Source organism: Mycobacterium timonense, from assembly GCF_025821985.1.
GTDB lineage: Bacteria > Actinomycetota > Actinomycetes > Mycobacteriales > Mycobacteriaceae > Mycobacterium > Mycobacterium avium.
On the sequence record NZ_JACKSY010000008.1, the window covers coordinates 30186 to 44543 of the forward strand.

Sequence of the window (14358 nt, forward strand, 5' to 3'; positions counted from 1 at the left end):
TCGGATTCACCGCCTCCTCCTCATCACTTCGCTTCCCTGGGCGCTACCGCTTAGGTGCGCTCTTTTTGGACCAGCTCGTAGGACTCGATGACGTCGCCTTCCTTGATGTCGGAATAGCCCAGCGTCATACCGCATTCGAAGCCCTCGCGGACCTCGGTCACGTCGTCCTTCTCCCGGCGCAGCGAATTGATCGTGAGGTTCTCGCTGACCACCACGTTGTCCCGCAGCAGCCGGGCCTTGGCGTTGCGGCGCACCACCCCGGAGGTGATCATGCAGCCGGCGATGATGCCCACCTTGGAGGACCGGAAGATCGCCCGGATCTCGGCGCGGCCCAGCTGGTTCTCCTCGTAGATCGGCTTGAGCATGCCGCGCAGGGCCTTCTCGATCTCGTCGATCGCCTGGTAGATCACCGAGTAGTAGCGGATCTCCACGCCCTCGCGGTTGGCCAGCTCGGTGGCCTTGCCCTCGGCGCGCACGTTGAAGCCGATGATCACCGCGTCCGACGCCGACGCCAGGTTGACGTTGGTTTCGGTGATGCCACCGACACCGCGGTCGATGACCCGCAGCGCCACCTCGTCGTCGATCTGGATGCCCATCAGGGCCTCTTCCAGCGCCTCGACCGTACCGGCGTTGTCGCCCTTGAGGATCAGGTTGAGCTGGCTGGTTTCCTTCAGCGCCGAATCCAGGTCCTCCAGGCTGATCCGCTTGCGCGACCGTGCCGCCAGCGCGTTGCGCTTGCGGGCGCTGCGCTTGTCGGCGATCTGCCGGGCGATCCGGTCCTCGTCGACGACCAGCAGGTTGTCCCCGGCGCCGGGCACCGAGGTGAACCCGATGACCTGCACCGGCCGCGACGGCAGCGCCTCCTCGACGTCGTCGCCGTGCTCGTCGACCATGCGCCGCACCCGGCCGTAGGCGTCGCCGGCGACGATCGAGTCGCCGACCCGCAGCGTGCCGCGCTGGATCAACACCGTTGCCACCGGCCCGCGGCCACGGTCCAGGTGCGCCTCGATCGCCACACCCTGGGCCTCCATGTCCGGGTTGGCGCGCAGGTCCAGGGCGGCGTCCGCGGTCAGCAGCACCGCCTCCAGCAGCTGGTCGATGTTGGTGCCCTGCTTCGCGGAGATGTCGACGAACATCGTGTCGCCGCCGAATTCCTCTGGCACCAAACCATATTCGGTGAGCTGCCCGCGTATCTTCTGCGGGTCGGCACCCTCGACGTCAATCTTGTTGACCGCCACCACGATCGGCACGTCGGCCGCCTGCGCGTGGTTGATCGCCTCCACCGTCTGCGGCATGACACCGTCGTCGGCGGCGACCACCAGGATCGCGATGTCGGTGGCCTTGGCGCCGCGGGCACGCATGGCGGTGAACGCCTCGTGACCCGGGGTGTCGATGAAGGTGATCGGGCGCTCCACCCCGTCGTGCTCGACGGTCACCTGGTAGGCGCCGATGTGCTGGGTGATGCCGCCGGCCTCGGCCTCGCGGACGTTGGCCTTACGGATCGTGTCCAGCAGCCGCGTCTTACCGTGGTCGACGTGACCCATCACGGTCACCACCGGCGGCCGCGTCTGCAGGTCCTCCTCGGTGCCCTCGTCCTCGCCGTAGGTCAGGTCGAAGGACTCCAGCAGCTCGCGGTCCTCGTCCTCGGGCGAGACGACCTGAACGTTGTAGTTCATCTCGCTGCCCAGCAGCTCGAGCGTCTCGTCGCCGACCGACTGGGTGGCGGTCACCATCTCGCCGAGGTTGAACAGCGCCTGCACCAGCGACGCCGGGTTGGCGTCGATCTTCTCGGCGAAGTCGGACAGCGACGCGCCGCGGGCCAGCCGGATGGTCTCGCCGTTGCCGTGCGGCAACCGCACGCCGCCGACGACCGGGGCCTGCATCGAGTCGTATTCCTGACGCTTCTGCCGCTTGGACTTGCGGCCACGCCGCGGCGCACCACCGGGACGGCCGAACGCGCCGGCCGCACCGCCGCGCTGCCCGGGACGGCCACCGCCGCCACCACCGGGGCGGCCGCGGAAACCACCGCCACCACCGGGCGGGGCGCCGACGCCGCCGCCGCGGTAGTTGCCGCCGCCGCCGTCACGACCGCCGGGCCCACCGGGCCGGCCGCCGCCGGGCCGCGGGGCTCCGGGCCGCGCCGGGCGGCCCGGGCCGCCGACACCGCCGGGGCGCGGGGGCATGTTGCCCGGCGACGCGCCGGGCCGCGGCGCACCCGGGCGGGGCGCTCCAGGACGCGGCACCGGGCGCGGGATGGGCCGATCGACCGGCTGGGCCGACGAGAACGGGTTGTTGCCGACCCGCGGCGTGCGGGCGGCGGGCTTGGGTGCCGGGCCGGGACGCGGGCCCGGCGTGGCGCCCGGGCGGGGCGGTTGCCCCGGGGCGGGCGGCTTGGGCTGCCCGGGAGCCGGCGCCGACGGCCGCGCGGCAGCGGGCCCCGGTCGGGCCGGGGCCTCGGGCGTGGCCTGCGCGGCCGGGGTGGTCGCGGTGCCGCCGGGCTGGGCGGGCGGCGCGGCCGCCTCGCCGTTGCCGCCGGCCTTGATCGCGTTGTCCAGGGCGGCGTCCAGCGCCTTGTCGGGCGCCTTGACGTCGCCCTTGGCCGCGGTCTTCGCGTCGCCCTTGGCCGCGGCCTTGGCGGGTGCCTTCGCGGCGCCTTCGGCGGCCTTGCCGCCGCCGAAGGACTCGCGCAGCCGGCGCGCCACCGGCGCTTCTACCGTCGACGACGCGGATTTGACGAATTCGCCCTGTTCATTCAGTCGGGCGAGGACTTCCTTGCTGGTGACACCGAGTTCCTTTGCCAACTCGTGTACGCGGGCCTTACCTGCCACTACTTCTCCTGTCTATGAGGCGACAGTCGTGGGGCCGCGCCTCGTGTTCAGCTATGACGCATTGTCATCGGGACTTCACGGTGTGCTCATGTTCTTTGCTACCTGTTCTGTCGCCGGGCGCTCGGGCGCATGGAGGGACTCTATGTGCTCGACCACCGCGGAGGTGTCCGGTGAACCGGTGATCCGCAGCGCTTTGGTGAAAGCACGCCGCCGGATCGCCTGCTGGGCGCACTGCGGCGCGGGATGCAGCCACGCACCCCGCCCCGGCAGGTTACCGGCTGTGTCAACGATCGCGGCGAATTCGCCGTTCCCGGTGGGCACAGCCACCACGCGAAGCAGTTCGACGGCCAACTCTCGCTTCCGGCACCCGACACACGTTCGCACGGGTCCCGAAGGCTCACGCTGGATCACGGCTCAGTCTAGCGTCACCGAATCGATGGTCAGCACCACCCGAGCCTGTCCGGCCACGCCCGGAGTGTCCCGGACCGTGCGGTCAGCGGTCGTGGACCATTCCGTGCGTGGCGCCGTGCTCGGGCCGGCTCTCCGAGTGCCCGCCCGCGCCGCCGGGCGAATCGCCGCGGATGTCGATGCGCCAGCCGGTGAGCCGGGCCGCCAGCCGCGCGTTCTGGCCCTCCTTGCCGATGGCCAGCGACAACTGGAAGTCGGGCACCACCACCCGGGCGGCCCGGGCGGCCTGGTCGATGATCGACACCGAGACCACCTTGGCCGGCGACAGCGCGTTGGCGACGAACCGGGCCGGGTCGTCGTCGTAGTCGATGATGTCGATCTTCTCCCCGGAGAGCTCGCTCATCACGTTGCGCACCCGCTGGCCCATCGGCCCGATGCAGGCGCCTTTGGCGTTCAGCCCGGGCAGGTTGGACTTCACCGCGATCTTGGAGCGATGCCCGGCCTCGCGGGCCACCGCCACGATCTCCACCGATCCGTCGGCGATCTCCGGGACCTCCAGGGAGAACAGCTTGCGGACCAGGTTGGGGTGGGTGCGCGACAGCGTGATCAGCGGCTCGCGCGCGCCGCGGGTCACCCCGATGACGTAGCAGCGCACCCGGTTGCCGTGCTCGTAGCTTTCGCCGGGCACCTGTTCGGCGGCCGGGATGACGCCCTCGGAAGCCTTGGTCTCGGTGCCCATCCGGACCACCACCAGACCGCGCGCGTTCGCCCGGCTGTCCCGCTGGATCACCCCCGCGACGATCTCGCCCTCGCGGGTGGAGAACTCGCCGTAGGTCCGCTCGTTCTCGGCGTCCCGGAAGCGCTGCAGCATCACCTGGCGCGCGGTGGTCGCGGCGATCCGGCCGAAACCCTCCGGGGTGTCGTCCCATTCGCTGATGACGTTGCCGTCCTCGTCGGTCTCCCGCGCGATCACCTTGACGACGCCGGTTTTGCGGTCGATCTCGATGCGGGCGTCGTTCTGGTGGCCTTCGGTGTGCCGGTAGGCGGTCAGCAGCGCGGACTTGATGGTCTCGAGCAGCTCGTTGACCGAGATGCCCCGATCCACCTCGATCGCGTGCAGTGCGGCCATGTCGATATTAATTTGCGCCGCTCCTCCTCATCGCTCCGCTCTGCATCGTCGCCGGCGCGATTCATCTGCGCCGCTCCTCCTCATCGCTCCGCTCTGCATCGTCGCCGGCGCGATTCATCTGCGCCGCTCCTCCGTCTTGTCCGTGCCGCCCACACCCGCCAGTTCCAGCTCCGCCTGCGCAGGGGGCGAAAACTCCACCTGGACAACGGCTTTGACGACGTCACCGAGCGGAATCTCGCGTATCGCCCAGTCCCGGCCGGCGCGGACCACCAGGGCGACGGTGTCGTCGCCCGTCTCGCCGACCCGGCCGGTCACCGTCGAGTTGTCCGACAGGACGACGTCGACCTTGCGGCCGCGGGCGCGGCGAAAATGCTTGGGGGTTCTCAGCGGTCGGTCCACCCCGGGCGAGGACACCTCGAGCACGTAGTGGTCCTCGATGGTGTCGAGCTTGTCCAGCAGCGCCGACGCCGAGCGGGACAACGTGGCCGCGGCGTCGAGGTCGAGGCCGTCGTCGCCGTCGGCGATCACCGTGATGCGCGGTGGACGCGCGTGTGCGTCGATGACCACGTCTTCGATCTCGTATCCGGCGCGCGCAAACTCTCCACCGAGTAGCTCGATCACCTGCGTCTGGGACGGTAGCCCGGTGGTCACGGCGAGCTCCTCATCTTGAGTTGTCCGGTCATCTGGCGGATGTTCGCCACCCCGATGGCCTCGCGGGCGGCTTCCGGTGTCCCGGCGGAGCACACAGCCCTTCAGGGTCGGCCCTCCGCGAGAACCAGCTATCCACGATACGCCAGGAATCAGCGATGACGGGGTGATCGCGTCCTGGCATCGAGCCCGCTTTCGCGCCGATGGCAGGATGTCCTTGTGCCTAGCGCAGTTCCGCCCGTCAACAGGCGTGTCAACAGGCGTGAGGTCCTCGCCGGTGGCGCGGCGCTGGCCGCGCTGGGAGCGGTGTCCGCCTGTAGCAAGCCCGCGCCCAAGCCGCCGCCGGTCGAGCAGCTGCTGGGCCCGCTGAACCAGGCCCGCCACGACAGCGCGCTGGCCGGCGCCGCCGCTGCGGCCCTGGGCAACCCGCCGCAGGTCGCCGCCGCGCTGACCGTGGTGGCGAGCCAGCGCGCCGCGCACGCCCGCGCGTTGTCCACCGAGATCTCGCGGGCGGCCGGCAAGCTCGCCACCTCCTCGACCAGCGAGACGACCAGCCCGAGCCCCGCGCAACCGGCCGGGCCGCCACCACCCCCGCCGCCGGTGTCCGACGTGATCAACGCGCTGCGCGCCTCGGCCGACAGCGCCAGCCGGCTGGTGGGCACCGAATCCGGCTACCGGGCCGGGTTGCTGGCCTCGATCGCGGCCTCCTGCACGGCCTCCTACACCGTCGCGCTGGTGCCCGGGGGGCCGTCGATATGACCTCGGGCAAGGACGCCGACAACGCGGCGCTGTGCGACGCGCTGGCCATCGAGCACTCGACGATCTACGGCTACGGGATCGTCTCGGCGATGTCGCCGCCCAGCGTCAACGACATGGTGGTGGAGGCCCTCGAGCAGCACCGGCAGCGCCGCGACGACGTCATCGCCATGCTGACCGCCCGCAAGGTCACCGCCCCGGTCGCCGCGGCGGGCTACCAGCTGCCCCTGGTGGTGGGCAGCCCGGCCGACGCCGCGCGGCTGGCCGCCCGGATGGAGAACGACGGCGCCGGGGCGTGGCGCGTCGTGGCCGAGCACGCCGAGACGGGCGACGACCGCGCGTTCGCCGCCACCGCCCTGGTCCAAAGCGCGGTGATGGCGGCCCGGTGGAACCGGGTGCTGGGCGCCTGGCCGATCACCACCAGCTTCCCGGGCGGCAACGACTGACTAGCCGCGCAGGGCGGCCGCGATGTCGGCGGCAAGCGACGGCCCGGTGGCCAGCTCCCGGGTCTGGCCGGCGAAGCGGTCGCGCAGCTCCACCACACCGTCGGCCCAGCCCCGGCCCACCACCACGATCCACGGCACGCCCAGCAGCTCGGCGTCCTTGAACTTCACTCCCGGCGAGGCCTGACGGTCGTCGAGCAGCACCTCGACGCCGAGCCGGTCCAGGTCGTCGGCCAGCGCGGTGGCTCCGGCGCGCGCCTGCGCGTCCTTGTTGGCGATCACCAGGTGGACGTCGAACGGCGCCACCGACGCGGGCCAGCGCAGGCCCAGCTCGTCGTGGTGCTGTTCGGCGATGACGGCCACCATCCGCGACACCCCCAGGCCGTAGGAGCCCATGGTGAGCCGCACCGGCTTGCCGTCCTCGCCCAGCACGTCGGCGGTGAAGGCGTCGGTGTACTTGCGGCCCAACTGGAAGATGTGGGCGACCTCGATGCCGCGCGCGGACACCAGCGGCCCGGCGCCGTCCGGCGACGGGTCGCCGTCGCGCACCTCGGCGGCCTCGATGGTGCCGTCGGCGGTGAAGTCCCGGCCCGCGACCAGCCCGACGACATGGCGGCCCGGTTCGTCGGCCCCGGTGATCCAGCTGGTGCCGTCCACCACCCGCGGATCGACCAGGTAACGAACTCCGTTGTCCTTCAACGCTTTCGGACCGATGTAACCCTTCACCAGGAACGGGTACCTGGCGAAGTCGGCGTCGTCGAGCAGCACGTACTCGGCCGGCTCCAGCGCCGCGCCCAGCCGCTTGTCGTCGACCTCACGGTCGCCGGGCAGGCCGATGGCCAGCAGCTCCCAGTCCCCGCCGGGCTGGCGCACCTTGAGCAGGACGTTCTTCAACGTGTCGGCCGCGGTGACGGTGCGGCCCAGGCCCGCCCGGTTTGCCCAGTCGACCAGGGTGGCGATGGTCGGGGTGTCACCGGTGTCGTGGACCACCGCCTCGGGCAGACCCTCGACGGGTTGCGGGTCCGGGCGGGCGGTGATCACCGCCTCGACGTTGGCCGCATAGCCGGACTCCAGGCAGCGCACGAAGGTGTCCTCGCCGACCGGGCTCTCGGCCAGGAACTCCTCGGAGGCGCTGCCGCCCATGGCGCCCGACACCGCGGACACGATCACGTAGCGCACCTGCAGCCGCGCGAAGATGCGCTGATAGGCCTCCCGGTGTGCGTGATAGGCGGCCTTGAGCCCGGCATCGTCGATGTCGAACGAGTAGGAGTCCTTCATCACGAACTCGCGCACCCGCAGGATGCCTGCCCGTGGCCGCGCCTCGTCGCGGTATTTGTTCTGGATCTGATACAGCAGCACCGGAAAGTCTTTGTAGGAGCTGTATTCACCCTTGACGGTCAGGGTGAACAGCTCCTCGTGGGTGGGCCCCAGCAGGTAGTCGTTGCCGCGGCGGTCCTGCAGCCGAAAGACGCTGTCGCCGTACTCGGTCCACCGGTTCGTCGCCTCGTACGGCGCGCGCGGCAGCAGGGCGGGAAACAGGATCTCTTGGCCGCCAATCGCATTCATTTCCTCGCGGACGATGTGCTCGATCCGGCGCAGCACCCGCAGCCCCAGCGGGAGCCAGCTGTACAGCCCGGGCGCGACGGGCCGGATGTATCCGGCCCGGATCAGCAGCTTGTGGCTGGGCACTTCGGCGTCGGCGGGGTCGTCGCGCAGGGTGCGCAGGAACAGCTGGGACATCCGGGTGATCACAGCGGGCTAGCCTAGCCTGGCAACCGGGTAGCCCTCACCGGCGCGTGCGCGCCGGCGTCAGAACAGCGTGCCGCAGTAGGGCGCCCGTTGCGTGGTGAACGCGGCGTCCAGGTCGAGCAGCGCACCGCTGCGCAGTTCGGTGATGCGGTCGGCCTGGTGGAGTTCCCAGGCGCGATGCGCACCCATGTAGATCGATCCCAGATCGCCCAGACCGATCTTGATGTCGGCGGGCCCGTCGTGCGGCGTGCAGGTTCCGACGCCGTCGCGGATCCGCAGCAGGAACCGGCCGCCGGCCACCCCGAGCGGGTCGGTGACATCCAGCACCAAATCCGCGTCGGCGCGGTAGGCCCGTTTGGGAAGCACCTCGGGCACATTCATGATCCGCATCCACAGAAAGTCGTTGACCTTCGTGGTCTGGGCGGCGAGCTGGTCCTTCAGCTTGAGCGGGAGCGGATCGTCGACCGGCGTCTCGATGACGCTGTTGTCGAACATCTTCAGGCTCAGCAGGGTCGCGAGCAGGTCGGTGTGCGCCTCGGGGGTGATCGGGCAGAAATCCTGGACGATCAGGTTGCCGAAGGGCCGGCGAAACGCGTGCGGTGACGCGCCGATCACCCGGTAGGTCATGAAGCCGTCCGGGTGCACGACGTAGTTCAGCGTTGATCCGTTGTCGCGCTGGGTCACCCGGTCCTCCAGGACGTCGGCCCACCAGGCCCGGCTGCGGCTCAGCGCCCCGGGCGTCACCGCGCACCATCGGTCGTAGAGGTCGGGCAGCAGCCCCCGCGCTTCGTCGGCCTCGACGACGCGCGCCCGGTTCCGCTCGGGCTTGGCGCGCAGGTCGGTGAAGCGCGGCTCGATGTTGTAGGTGCGGGCGTAGCTGGCCACTCCGGCGCCCAGGATCTCATACACCGTGGGCTGGGTCGGAACGCCGCACAGGATCGGATAGTTGCGTTCCTGCAGGATGCCGAAGCCGCGGATGCTGAGCTGCTGCCAGACGCCTCGCCCCAGATGCGTTGCGGCGACGGCGATCATCGCCAGCCAGGCCGCCTTCAGGGTGGCGCCGCCCGGCACGGTGAGCCGCAGCTTGTAGCACAACGAGGTGCCGACCACGGTCGGCCGCGCCGGATCGGAGACGTCCTCGGCGACCAGGATGTCTTCCAGGTCGACGCGGCGTTTCCACGCTTCGACGTCGGCCGGGTCCACCGAAACCCCGTAGGCGCCCGCCTGATTCGCGTAGACCGCCTGCCAGTCGTCCTCGGTGGCGAATCTGATCCTGATCGTGTCGTCGGTGGTGTCCATCCTCGTCCCATCGCGTCGGCGGGCATGCATCGGGCGACACTTCGGTTCGTGGAGGCTTCGTGGAGCTTCGCTGGGGGTCACTGGGGGCTCGTTGAGCCGAAGGCACCGCTTGATGCACTACCCCGCCGGACACCCGGCCAATCACCAGCCGACGAAAATCACGGAACTGGTTGCGCCGCAACCACTGGGCCGGGTCAGAGCTCCCCGGCGTCCATCGCTTCCTTAACCTCCTGGGCGTGCGCGACCTGCTCGGGTGTGTAGCCGATGAACAGCGCCGCGGCACCCACGATGACGGCCGCCCCGGCGACCCACAGCAGCCCGTAGGTGTAGCCGTGGTCGAGCGCCTGCAACTGGGCGTCGTTCATGGTCTTCACCGGGCCGGTGGTGCCGCCCAGATACAGTGTGCGCGAGGTGATCACGGCCTGGATGACGGCCAGCACCAGCGGTCCGCCCAGGCTCTGCAGCATCAGCGTGACCGCGGATACCGGGCCGATCTGGTCGAAACCCACGCCGGCGATGGCCGACAGGGTCAGCGGGACGACGGCCATGCCGATGCCGATGCCGCCCACCACGATGGGCAGCACCAGGTTCGGGAAATAGGGAACGCCGCGGTGCATGCACCACCAGCCGTAGAGCATGGCGAGCACCAGCAGGTAGCCGCCGGCGATGGTCAGCACCCGCGGCGAGAACCGCGCCACCAGTTGCGAGGAGACGCCCAGACCGATGCCCATCGCGATGACGAACGGGATGAAGCCCACCCCGGCGCGCAGCGCGCTGTAGCCGAGGATGTCCTGCACGTACAGGCCGATGCACACGGTCAGGGTGAACATGACGCCGCCGGCCAAGAAGATCGCGATGAAGGTGACCAGCCGGTTGCGGTCGCGGAACAGGTCGAACGGCACCACCGGGTTTTCCGCGGTGCGCTCCACGATGACGAAGGCCAGGGCGGCGCCCAGCGCGACCACACCGGAGCTGATGGTGGTCAGCGAGATCCAGCCCTTCTCCGGGCCCATCGAGAAGGCGAACACGGCGGCGGTGCAGGCCAGGGTGGCCAGCACGGCGCCGGTGGCGTCCAGTTTCATCCGCTCGCGGTTGGTCTCGCGCAGCGCGGTGCGGGCCAGGTACATCATCACCAGCCCGATCGGCACGTTCACCAAAAACGCCAGCCGCCAGGACACCTCGGTCAGCGCCCCGCCGACCACCAGGCCCATCACCGAGCCGACCGCCGTCATCGCGGCGAACACCGCCGTCGCGAAGTTACGGGCGGGCCCCTTGGGGAAGGTGGTGGCGACCAGCGCCAGGCCCGTCGGTGAGGCGATGGCCGACCCGACCCCCTGCGAGAGCCGGGCGATCACCATGGTCGCCTCGTCCCAGGCGACCGCGCACAGCACCGAGGAGATGGTGAACAGCGCGACGCCGACGATGAAGGTGCGTTTGCGCCCGATGGTGTCGCCGAGCCGGCCGCCGAGCAGCATCAGCCCGCCGAACGTCAGCACGTAGGCGGTGATCACCCAGCTGCGGCCGGCGTCGGAGAGGCTGAGCTCGTTCTGGATCCGGGGCAGCGCGACGATCGCCACGGTGCTGTCCATGGTGGCCAGCAGCTGCATGCCGCCGATGGCGATGACGGCGGCGATGAAGCGGCGCGACGGCAGCCACGCCGGGTAGTACTTGCTGGTCCGCTTTACGGCGGTCTCCGCCGCGGGCTTGGGGGCGGTCTCCGCCGGCGGCGTGCTGCGCACCGGGGCCGGACGATCGGGGCGTGCAGATGTCCAGTTCTGGACCGCGCGCTCTGAGTCGTTGAGAGCCGTCATAAAGGGTTACCTTACAGTAATCTTAAGAACCGTTTAAACCCCGAAAGCCGCCACCGCGCCGATCACGATGATCGCGGGAGGTCGGATACCTTCGGCACGAATCTTTTCGGGCGTGTCGGCCAGGGTGGCCCGCAAAGTGTGTTGCGCCGCCGTCGTCCCGTGCTGAACCACCAGCACCGGCGTATCCGCTGGTCGTCCGCCCTTCAGCAGGGCCTCGGCGAAAAGTTCGATACGTTCGACCGCCATCAGCAAAACAATTGTGCCGGTCAATGCGGCCAGTGCATCCCAATTCACTAACGATTCGGGATGACCGGGTGGGAGATGCCCGCTGACCACCACGAATTCGTGATTTACCGCCCGATGGGTGACCGGGACGCCCGCCAATGCGGGCACTCCTATGGCACTCGTCACACCCGGGACGACGGTGACCGGAATCCCGGCGTCGGCGCACGCCAGCACCTCCTCGTAGCCGCGGGCGAAGACGAACGGGTCCCCGCCTTTGAGGCGCACCACGAAGCTTCCGGCGCGGGCGCGTTCGATCATGACGTCGTTGATGGCGTCCTGGGCCATGGCCCGGCCGTAGGGAATCTTGGCGGCGTCGATCACCTCCACGTGCGGGGGCAGCTCGGCGAGCAGTTCGGGCGGGGCGAGCCGGTCGGCCACCACGACGTCGGCCTGGGCCAGCAGCCGCCGGCCGCGCACCGTGATCAGTTCGGGGTCGCCGGGGCCGCCGCCGATCAGCGCCACCCCGCCCTTGACGGCGTCGGAGCCCACCGGGCCTTCCGGCGTGATGACCCCGGTCTGCAGCGCCTCCCGGATGGCCGAGCGGATCGCCGCCGAGCGGCGGTGCTCGCCGCCGGCCAGCACGCCCACCGACAACCCGGCATAGCTGAAAGATGCTGGGGTGACCGCGGTCCCCGCCACGGCGACGTCCGCCCGGACGCAGAAGATGCGGCGGCGTTCGGCCTCGGCAACCACGGCCTCGTTGACCCGCGGGTCGTCGGTGGCCGCGATCGCGTACCAGGCGCCGTCGAGGTCGCCGTCGCGGTATTCGCGCAATTGCAGGGTGATTCCGGTCATCGCCTCGACCGATCGGGTGGCGCTGCGGGAGATGACGTGGACGTCCGCGCCGCTGGCGATCAGCAACGGCAGCCGGCGCTGGGCGACGGTGCCGCCGCCGACCACGACCACCTTCTTGCCGGTCAGCCGCAGCCCCACCAGGTAGGCGCTCTCGGTCACCCGGCAAGCCTAGTGGTTGCCGGGGTGGGCCCGCGTCCTGCCCGGGTCGGCGCGAGCGGCCAGCGCGCACCCGACGAAGCGGGCCACCGCCGCGGGCGCGGCGGCGGGGTGGGTGTGCAGATACGACGCGTGCACGCCGGCGCGCACCGCGCCGTCGCGATGGCCGGACTCCTGGGTCCGGTACATCCACGCCGGCAGGTAGTCGTCGCTGAATGTCACTGTGGTGCGGTGGAATTCGTGCCCCACCGCCCGCTGGCCGGCGGCGTACAGCGGGGAGTCGACGACGGCCACGGCATCGCGATAGGCCAGCGTCAGCTGCGGGGTGAACCGGGCCTGCCCGGCCAGCACCCCGCACATCGGGTGGCCGTCGAGTTCGGACACCAAGTAGAGCAGCCCGGCGCACTCGGCGTGGACGGGCGCCCCGGCGGCGGCCAGCTCGTTGATCTGGCGGCGCACGACCTCGTTGGCCGACAGTTCGGCGGTGAACTGTTCGGGAAAACCGCCGGGCAGCAACAGCGCGTTGGTGCCGTCGGGCAACGCGTCGACGAGCGGGTCGAATTCGGCCACCCGGGCGCCGGCGGCGGCCAGCAGCTCCGCGTGCTCGGCGTAGCCGAAGCTGAACGCCTTCCCGGTGGCCACCGCGACGGTGGCCCGCTCGCCGCCGCGCCCGCCGGGATCCCCCACCGCCGCCGCCGGATCCCAGGGCGTCGCGACGGGCCGGGCGGCGGCGACCGCCGCCACCGCCGCCAGGTCGAGGTGGCGTGCCACCAGCGCGGTCATCGCCTCGACCGCGAGCCGGGCGCGGCGTCCATACTCGACCGCCGTGACCAAGCCCAAATACCTTGTCGGCAACTCTAATTCGGCGCTGCGCGGGATGGCGCCCAGCACCGGCACGCCGGCCTGTTCGCACGCCTGACGCAGCACCTGCTCGTGGCGGGCCGACCCGACCCGGTTCAGGATCACCCCGGCGACCCGGGTCGCGGCGTCGAACGTCGAGAAGCCGTGCAGCAGGGCGGCGATGCTCTGGCTCTGGCCGCGCGCGTCGACGACCAGCACGACGGGCGCGCCCAGCAGCGCGGCGACGTGCGCGGTCGATCCCGACGCCGGGCTGGCGCCGGACGGCCCGATCCGCCCGTCGAACAGCCCCATCACGCCCTCGACGACGGCGATGTCGGCGCCGGCGGCGCCGTGCGCGTACAGCGGGCCAATCAGGTTCTCCCCCACCAACACCGGGTCGAGGTTGCGGCCCGGCCGGCCGGCGGCCAGGCCGTGATAGCCGGGATCGATGAAGTCCGGCCCCACCTTGAACGCCGCCACCCGGCGGCCCGCCCGGCGCAGGGCCCCGATCAAACCCGTTGCCACCGTGGTCTTTCCGCTGCCGGAGGCGGGCGCCGCGACGACCACCGCGGGCACGTTCACCACTCGATGCCCTTCTGCCCCTTGCGCCCGGCGTCCATCGGGTGCTTCACGTTGGCCATCTCGGTGACCAGGTCGGCCGCATCGATGAGCCGTTGCGGGGCATCGCGTCCGGTGATCACCACGTGCTGGTGTCCGGGCCGCCCCGCCAACACGGACACCACCTCGTCGACGTCCACCCAGCCCCATTTCAGCGGATAGGTGAACTCGTCCAGCACGTAGAAGTCGTGCCGGGCGGCCGCCAGCCGGCGGGCGATCTCGGCCCAGCCGTCGGCCGCGGCCGCCGCGTGATCGTCGTCGCTGCCCGCCTTGCGCGTCCAGGACCAGCCGGCGCCCATCTTGTGCCACTCCACCGGCGCGCCGATCCGCTGTTCCTCGTGCAGGCGGCCGAGTGCGGCGAACGCCGCCTCCTCGCCCACCTTCCACTTGGCGCTCTTGACGAACTGGAACACCGCCACGGAAAGCCCGGCGTTCCACGCCCGCAACGCCATTCCGAATGCGGCCGTCGACTTCCCCTTGCCGGCGCCGGTGTGCACCGCCAGCACCGGGGTGTGCCGGCGGGCCCGGGTGGTCAGGCCGTCGTCGGGAACTTGAAGCGGAACACCTTGTGGCATAAGCGGTTACCCTTTCTG

Annotated in this window: 12 protein-coding genes; 2 read left to right on the top strand and 10 right to left on the bottom strand. The window is 70.8% G+C overall.

Features of this window, described 5'->3' with window-relative positions; translation table 11 throughout:
• Window positions 1–50 precede the first annotated feature (50 nt).
• The 4 genes from infB to rimP all read right to left on the bottom strand — a co-directional run bounded on the left by infB (window position 51) and on the right by rimP (window position 5016).
• Entirely contained in the window at window positions 51–2828 is a 2778-nt protein-coding gene (infB, locus tag H7I87_RS01290) for a translation initiation factor IF-2 (RefSeq protein ID WP_003875145.1), read from the bottom strand.
• Window positions 2829–2903: 75 nt separating this feature from the next.
• Window positions 2904–3236, bottom strand: coding sequence for a YlxR family protein (locus H7I87_RS01295; protein WP_073578851.1), 333 nt, complete (start codon window positions 3234–3236; stop codon window positions 2904–2906).
• An 85-nt stretch (window positions 3237–3321) separates the two neighbouring features.
• The gene (nusA, locus tag H7I87_RS01300) at window positions 3322–4377 is read right to left on the bottom strand and encodes a transcription termination factor NusA (protein WP_011725623.1); all 1056 of its coding nucleotides are present in this window, start codon (window positions 4375–4377) and stop codon (window positions 3322–3324) included.
• A gap of 102 nt (window positions 4378–4479) precedes the next feature.
• On the bottom strand, window positions 4480–5016 hold the full coding sequence (gene rimP / locus H7I87_RS01305; protein ID WP_062904689.1) for a ribosome maturation factor RimP: 537 nt from the start codon (window positions 5014–5016) through the stop codon (window positions 4480–4482).
• 216 nt (window positions 5017–5232) lie between these two features.
• Between rimP and H7I87_RS01310 the strand changes: the two genes are divergently transcribed.
• Entirely contained in the window at window positions 5233–5772 is a 540-nt protein-coding gene (locus H7I87_RS01310; protein WP_033726177.1) for a hypothetical protein, read from the top strand.
• A complete protein-coding gene (locus tag H7I87_RS01315) occupies window positions 5769–6215 on the top strand; it encodes a ferritin-like domain-containing protein (protein WP_003875140.1) in 447 nt (148 codons plus the stop codon). Before H7I87_RS01310 ends, H7I87_RS01315 begins: the two co-directional genes overlap by 4 nt.
• Here H7I87_RS01315 and H7I87_RS01320 read toward each other — a convergent pair whose 3' ends face one another.
• From H7I87_RS01320 to cobO, 6 genes are all read right to left on the bottom strand, one after another.
• Window positions 6216–7964: a proline--tRNA ligase gene (locus H7I87_RS01320; protein WP_011725627.1), complete on the bottom strand. Its 1749-nt coding sequence runs from the start codon at window positions 7962–7964 to the stop codon at window positions 6216–6218.
• 57 nt (window positions 7965–8021) lie between these two features.
• Window positions 8022–9260: a GNAT family N-acetyltransferase gene (locus tag H7I87_RS01325; RefSeq protein WP_009978061.1), complete on the bottom strand. Its 1239-nt coding sequence runs from the start codon at window positions 9258–9260 to the stop codon at window positions 8022–8024.
• Window positions 9261–9454: 194 nt separating this feature from the next.
• Window positions 9455–11071 carry an MFS transporter gene (locus H7I87_RS01330; protein ID WP_003875137.1) on the bottom strand — a complete coding sequence of 539 codons (1617 nt, stop codon included), beginning with the start codon at window positions 11069–11071 and terminating at the stop codon, window positions 9455–9457.
• A gap of 33 nt (window positions 11072–11104) precedes the next feature.
• On the bottom strand, window positions 11105–12310 hold the full coding sequence (gene cobA / locus H7I87_RS01335; protein ID WP_003875136.1) for a uroporphyrinogen-III C-methyltransferase: 1206 nt from the start codon (window positions 12308–12310) through the stop codon (window positions 11105–11107).
• Window positions 12311–12319: 9 nt separating this feature from the next.
• Window positions 12320–13729 carry a cobyrinic acid a,c-diamide synthase CobB gene (locus H7I87_RS01340; RefSeq protein WP_167380267.1) on the bottom strand — a complete coding sequence of 470 codons (1410 nt, stop codon included), beginning with the start codon at window positions 13727–13729 and terminating at the stop codon, window positions 12320–12322.
• The gene (cobO, locus tag H7I87_RS01345) at window positions 13726–14340 is read right to left on the bottom strand and encodes a cob(I)yrinic acid a,c-diamide adenosyltransferase (RefSeq protein WP_011725629.1); all 615 of its coding nucleotides are present in this window, start codon (window positions 14338–14340) and stop codon (window positions 13726–13728) included. Before cobO ends, H7I87_RS01340 begins: the two co-directional genes overlap by 4 nt.
• Window positions 14341–14358: the final 18 nt, after the last annotated feature.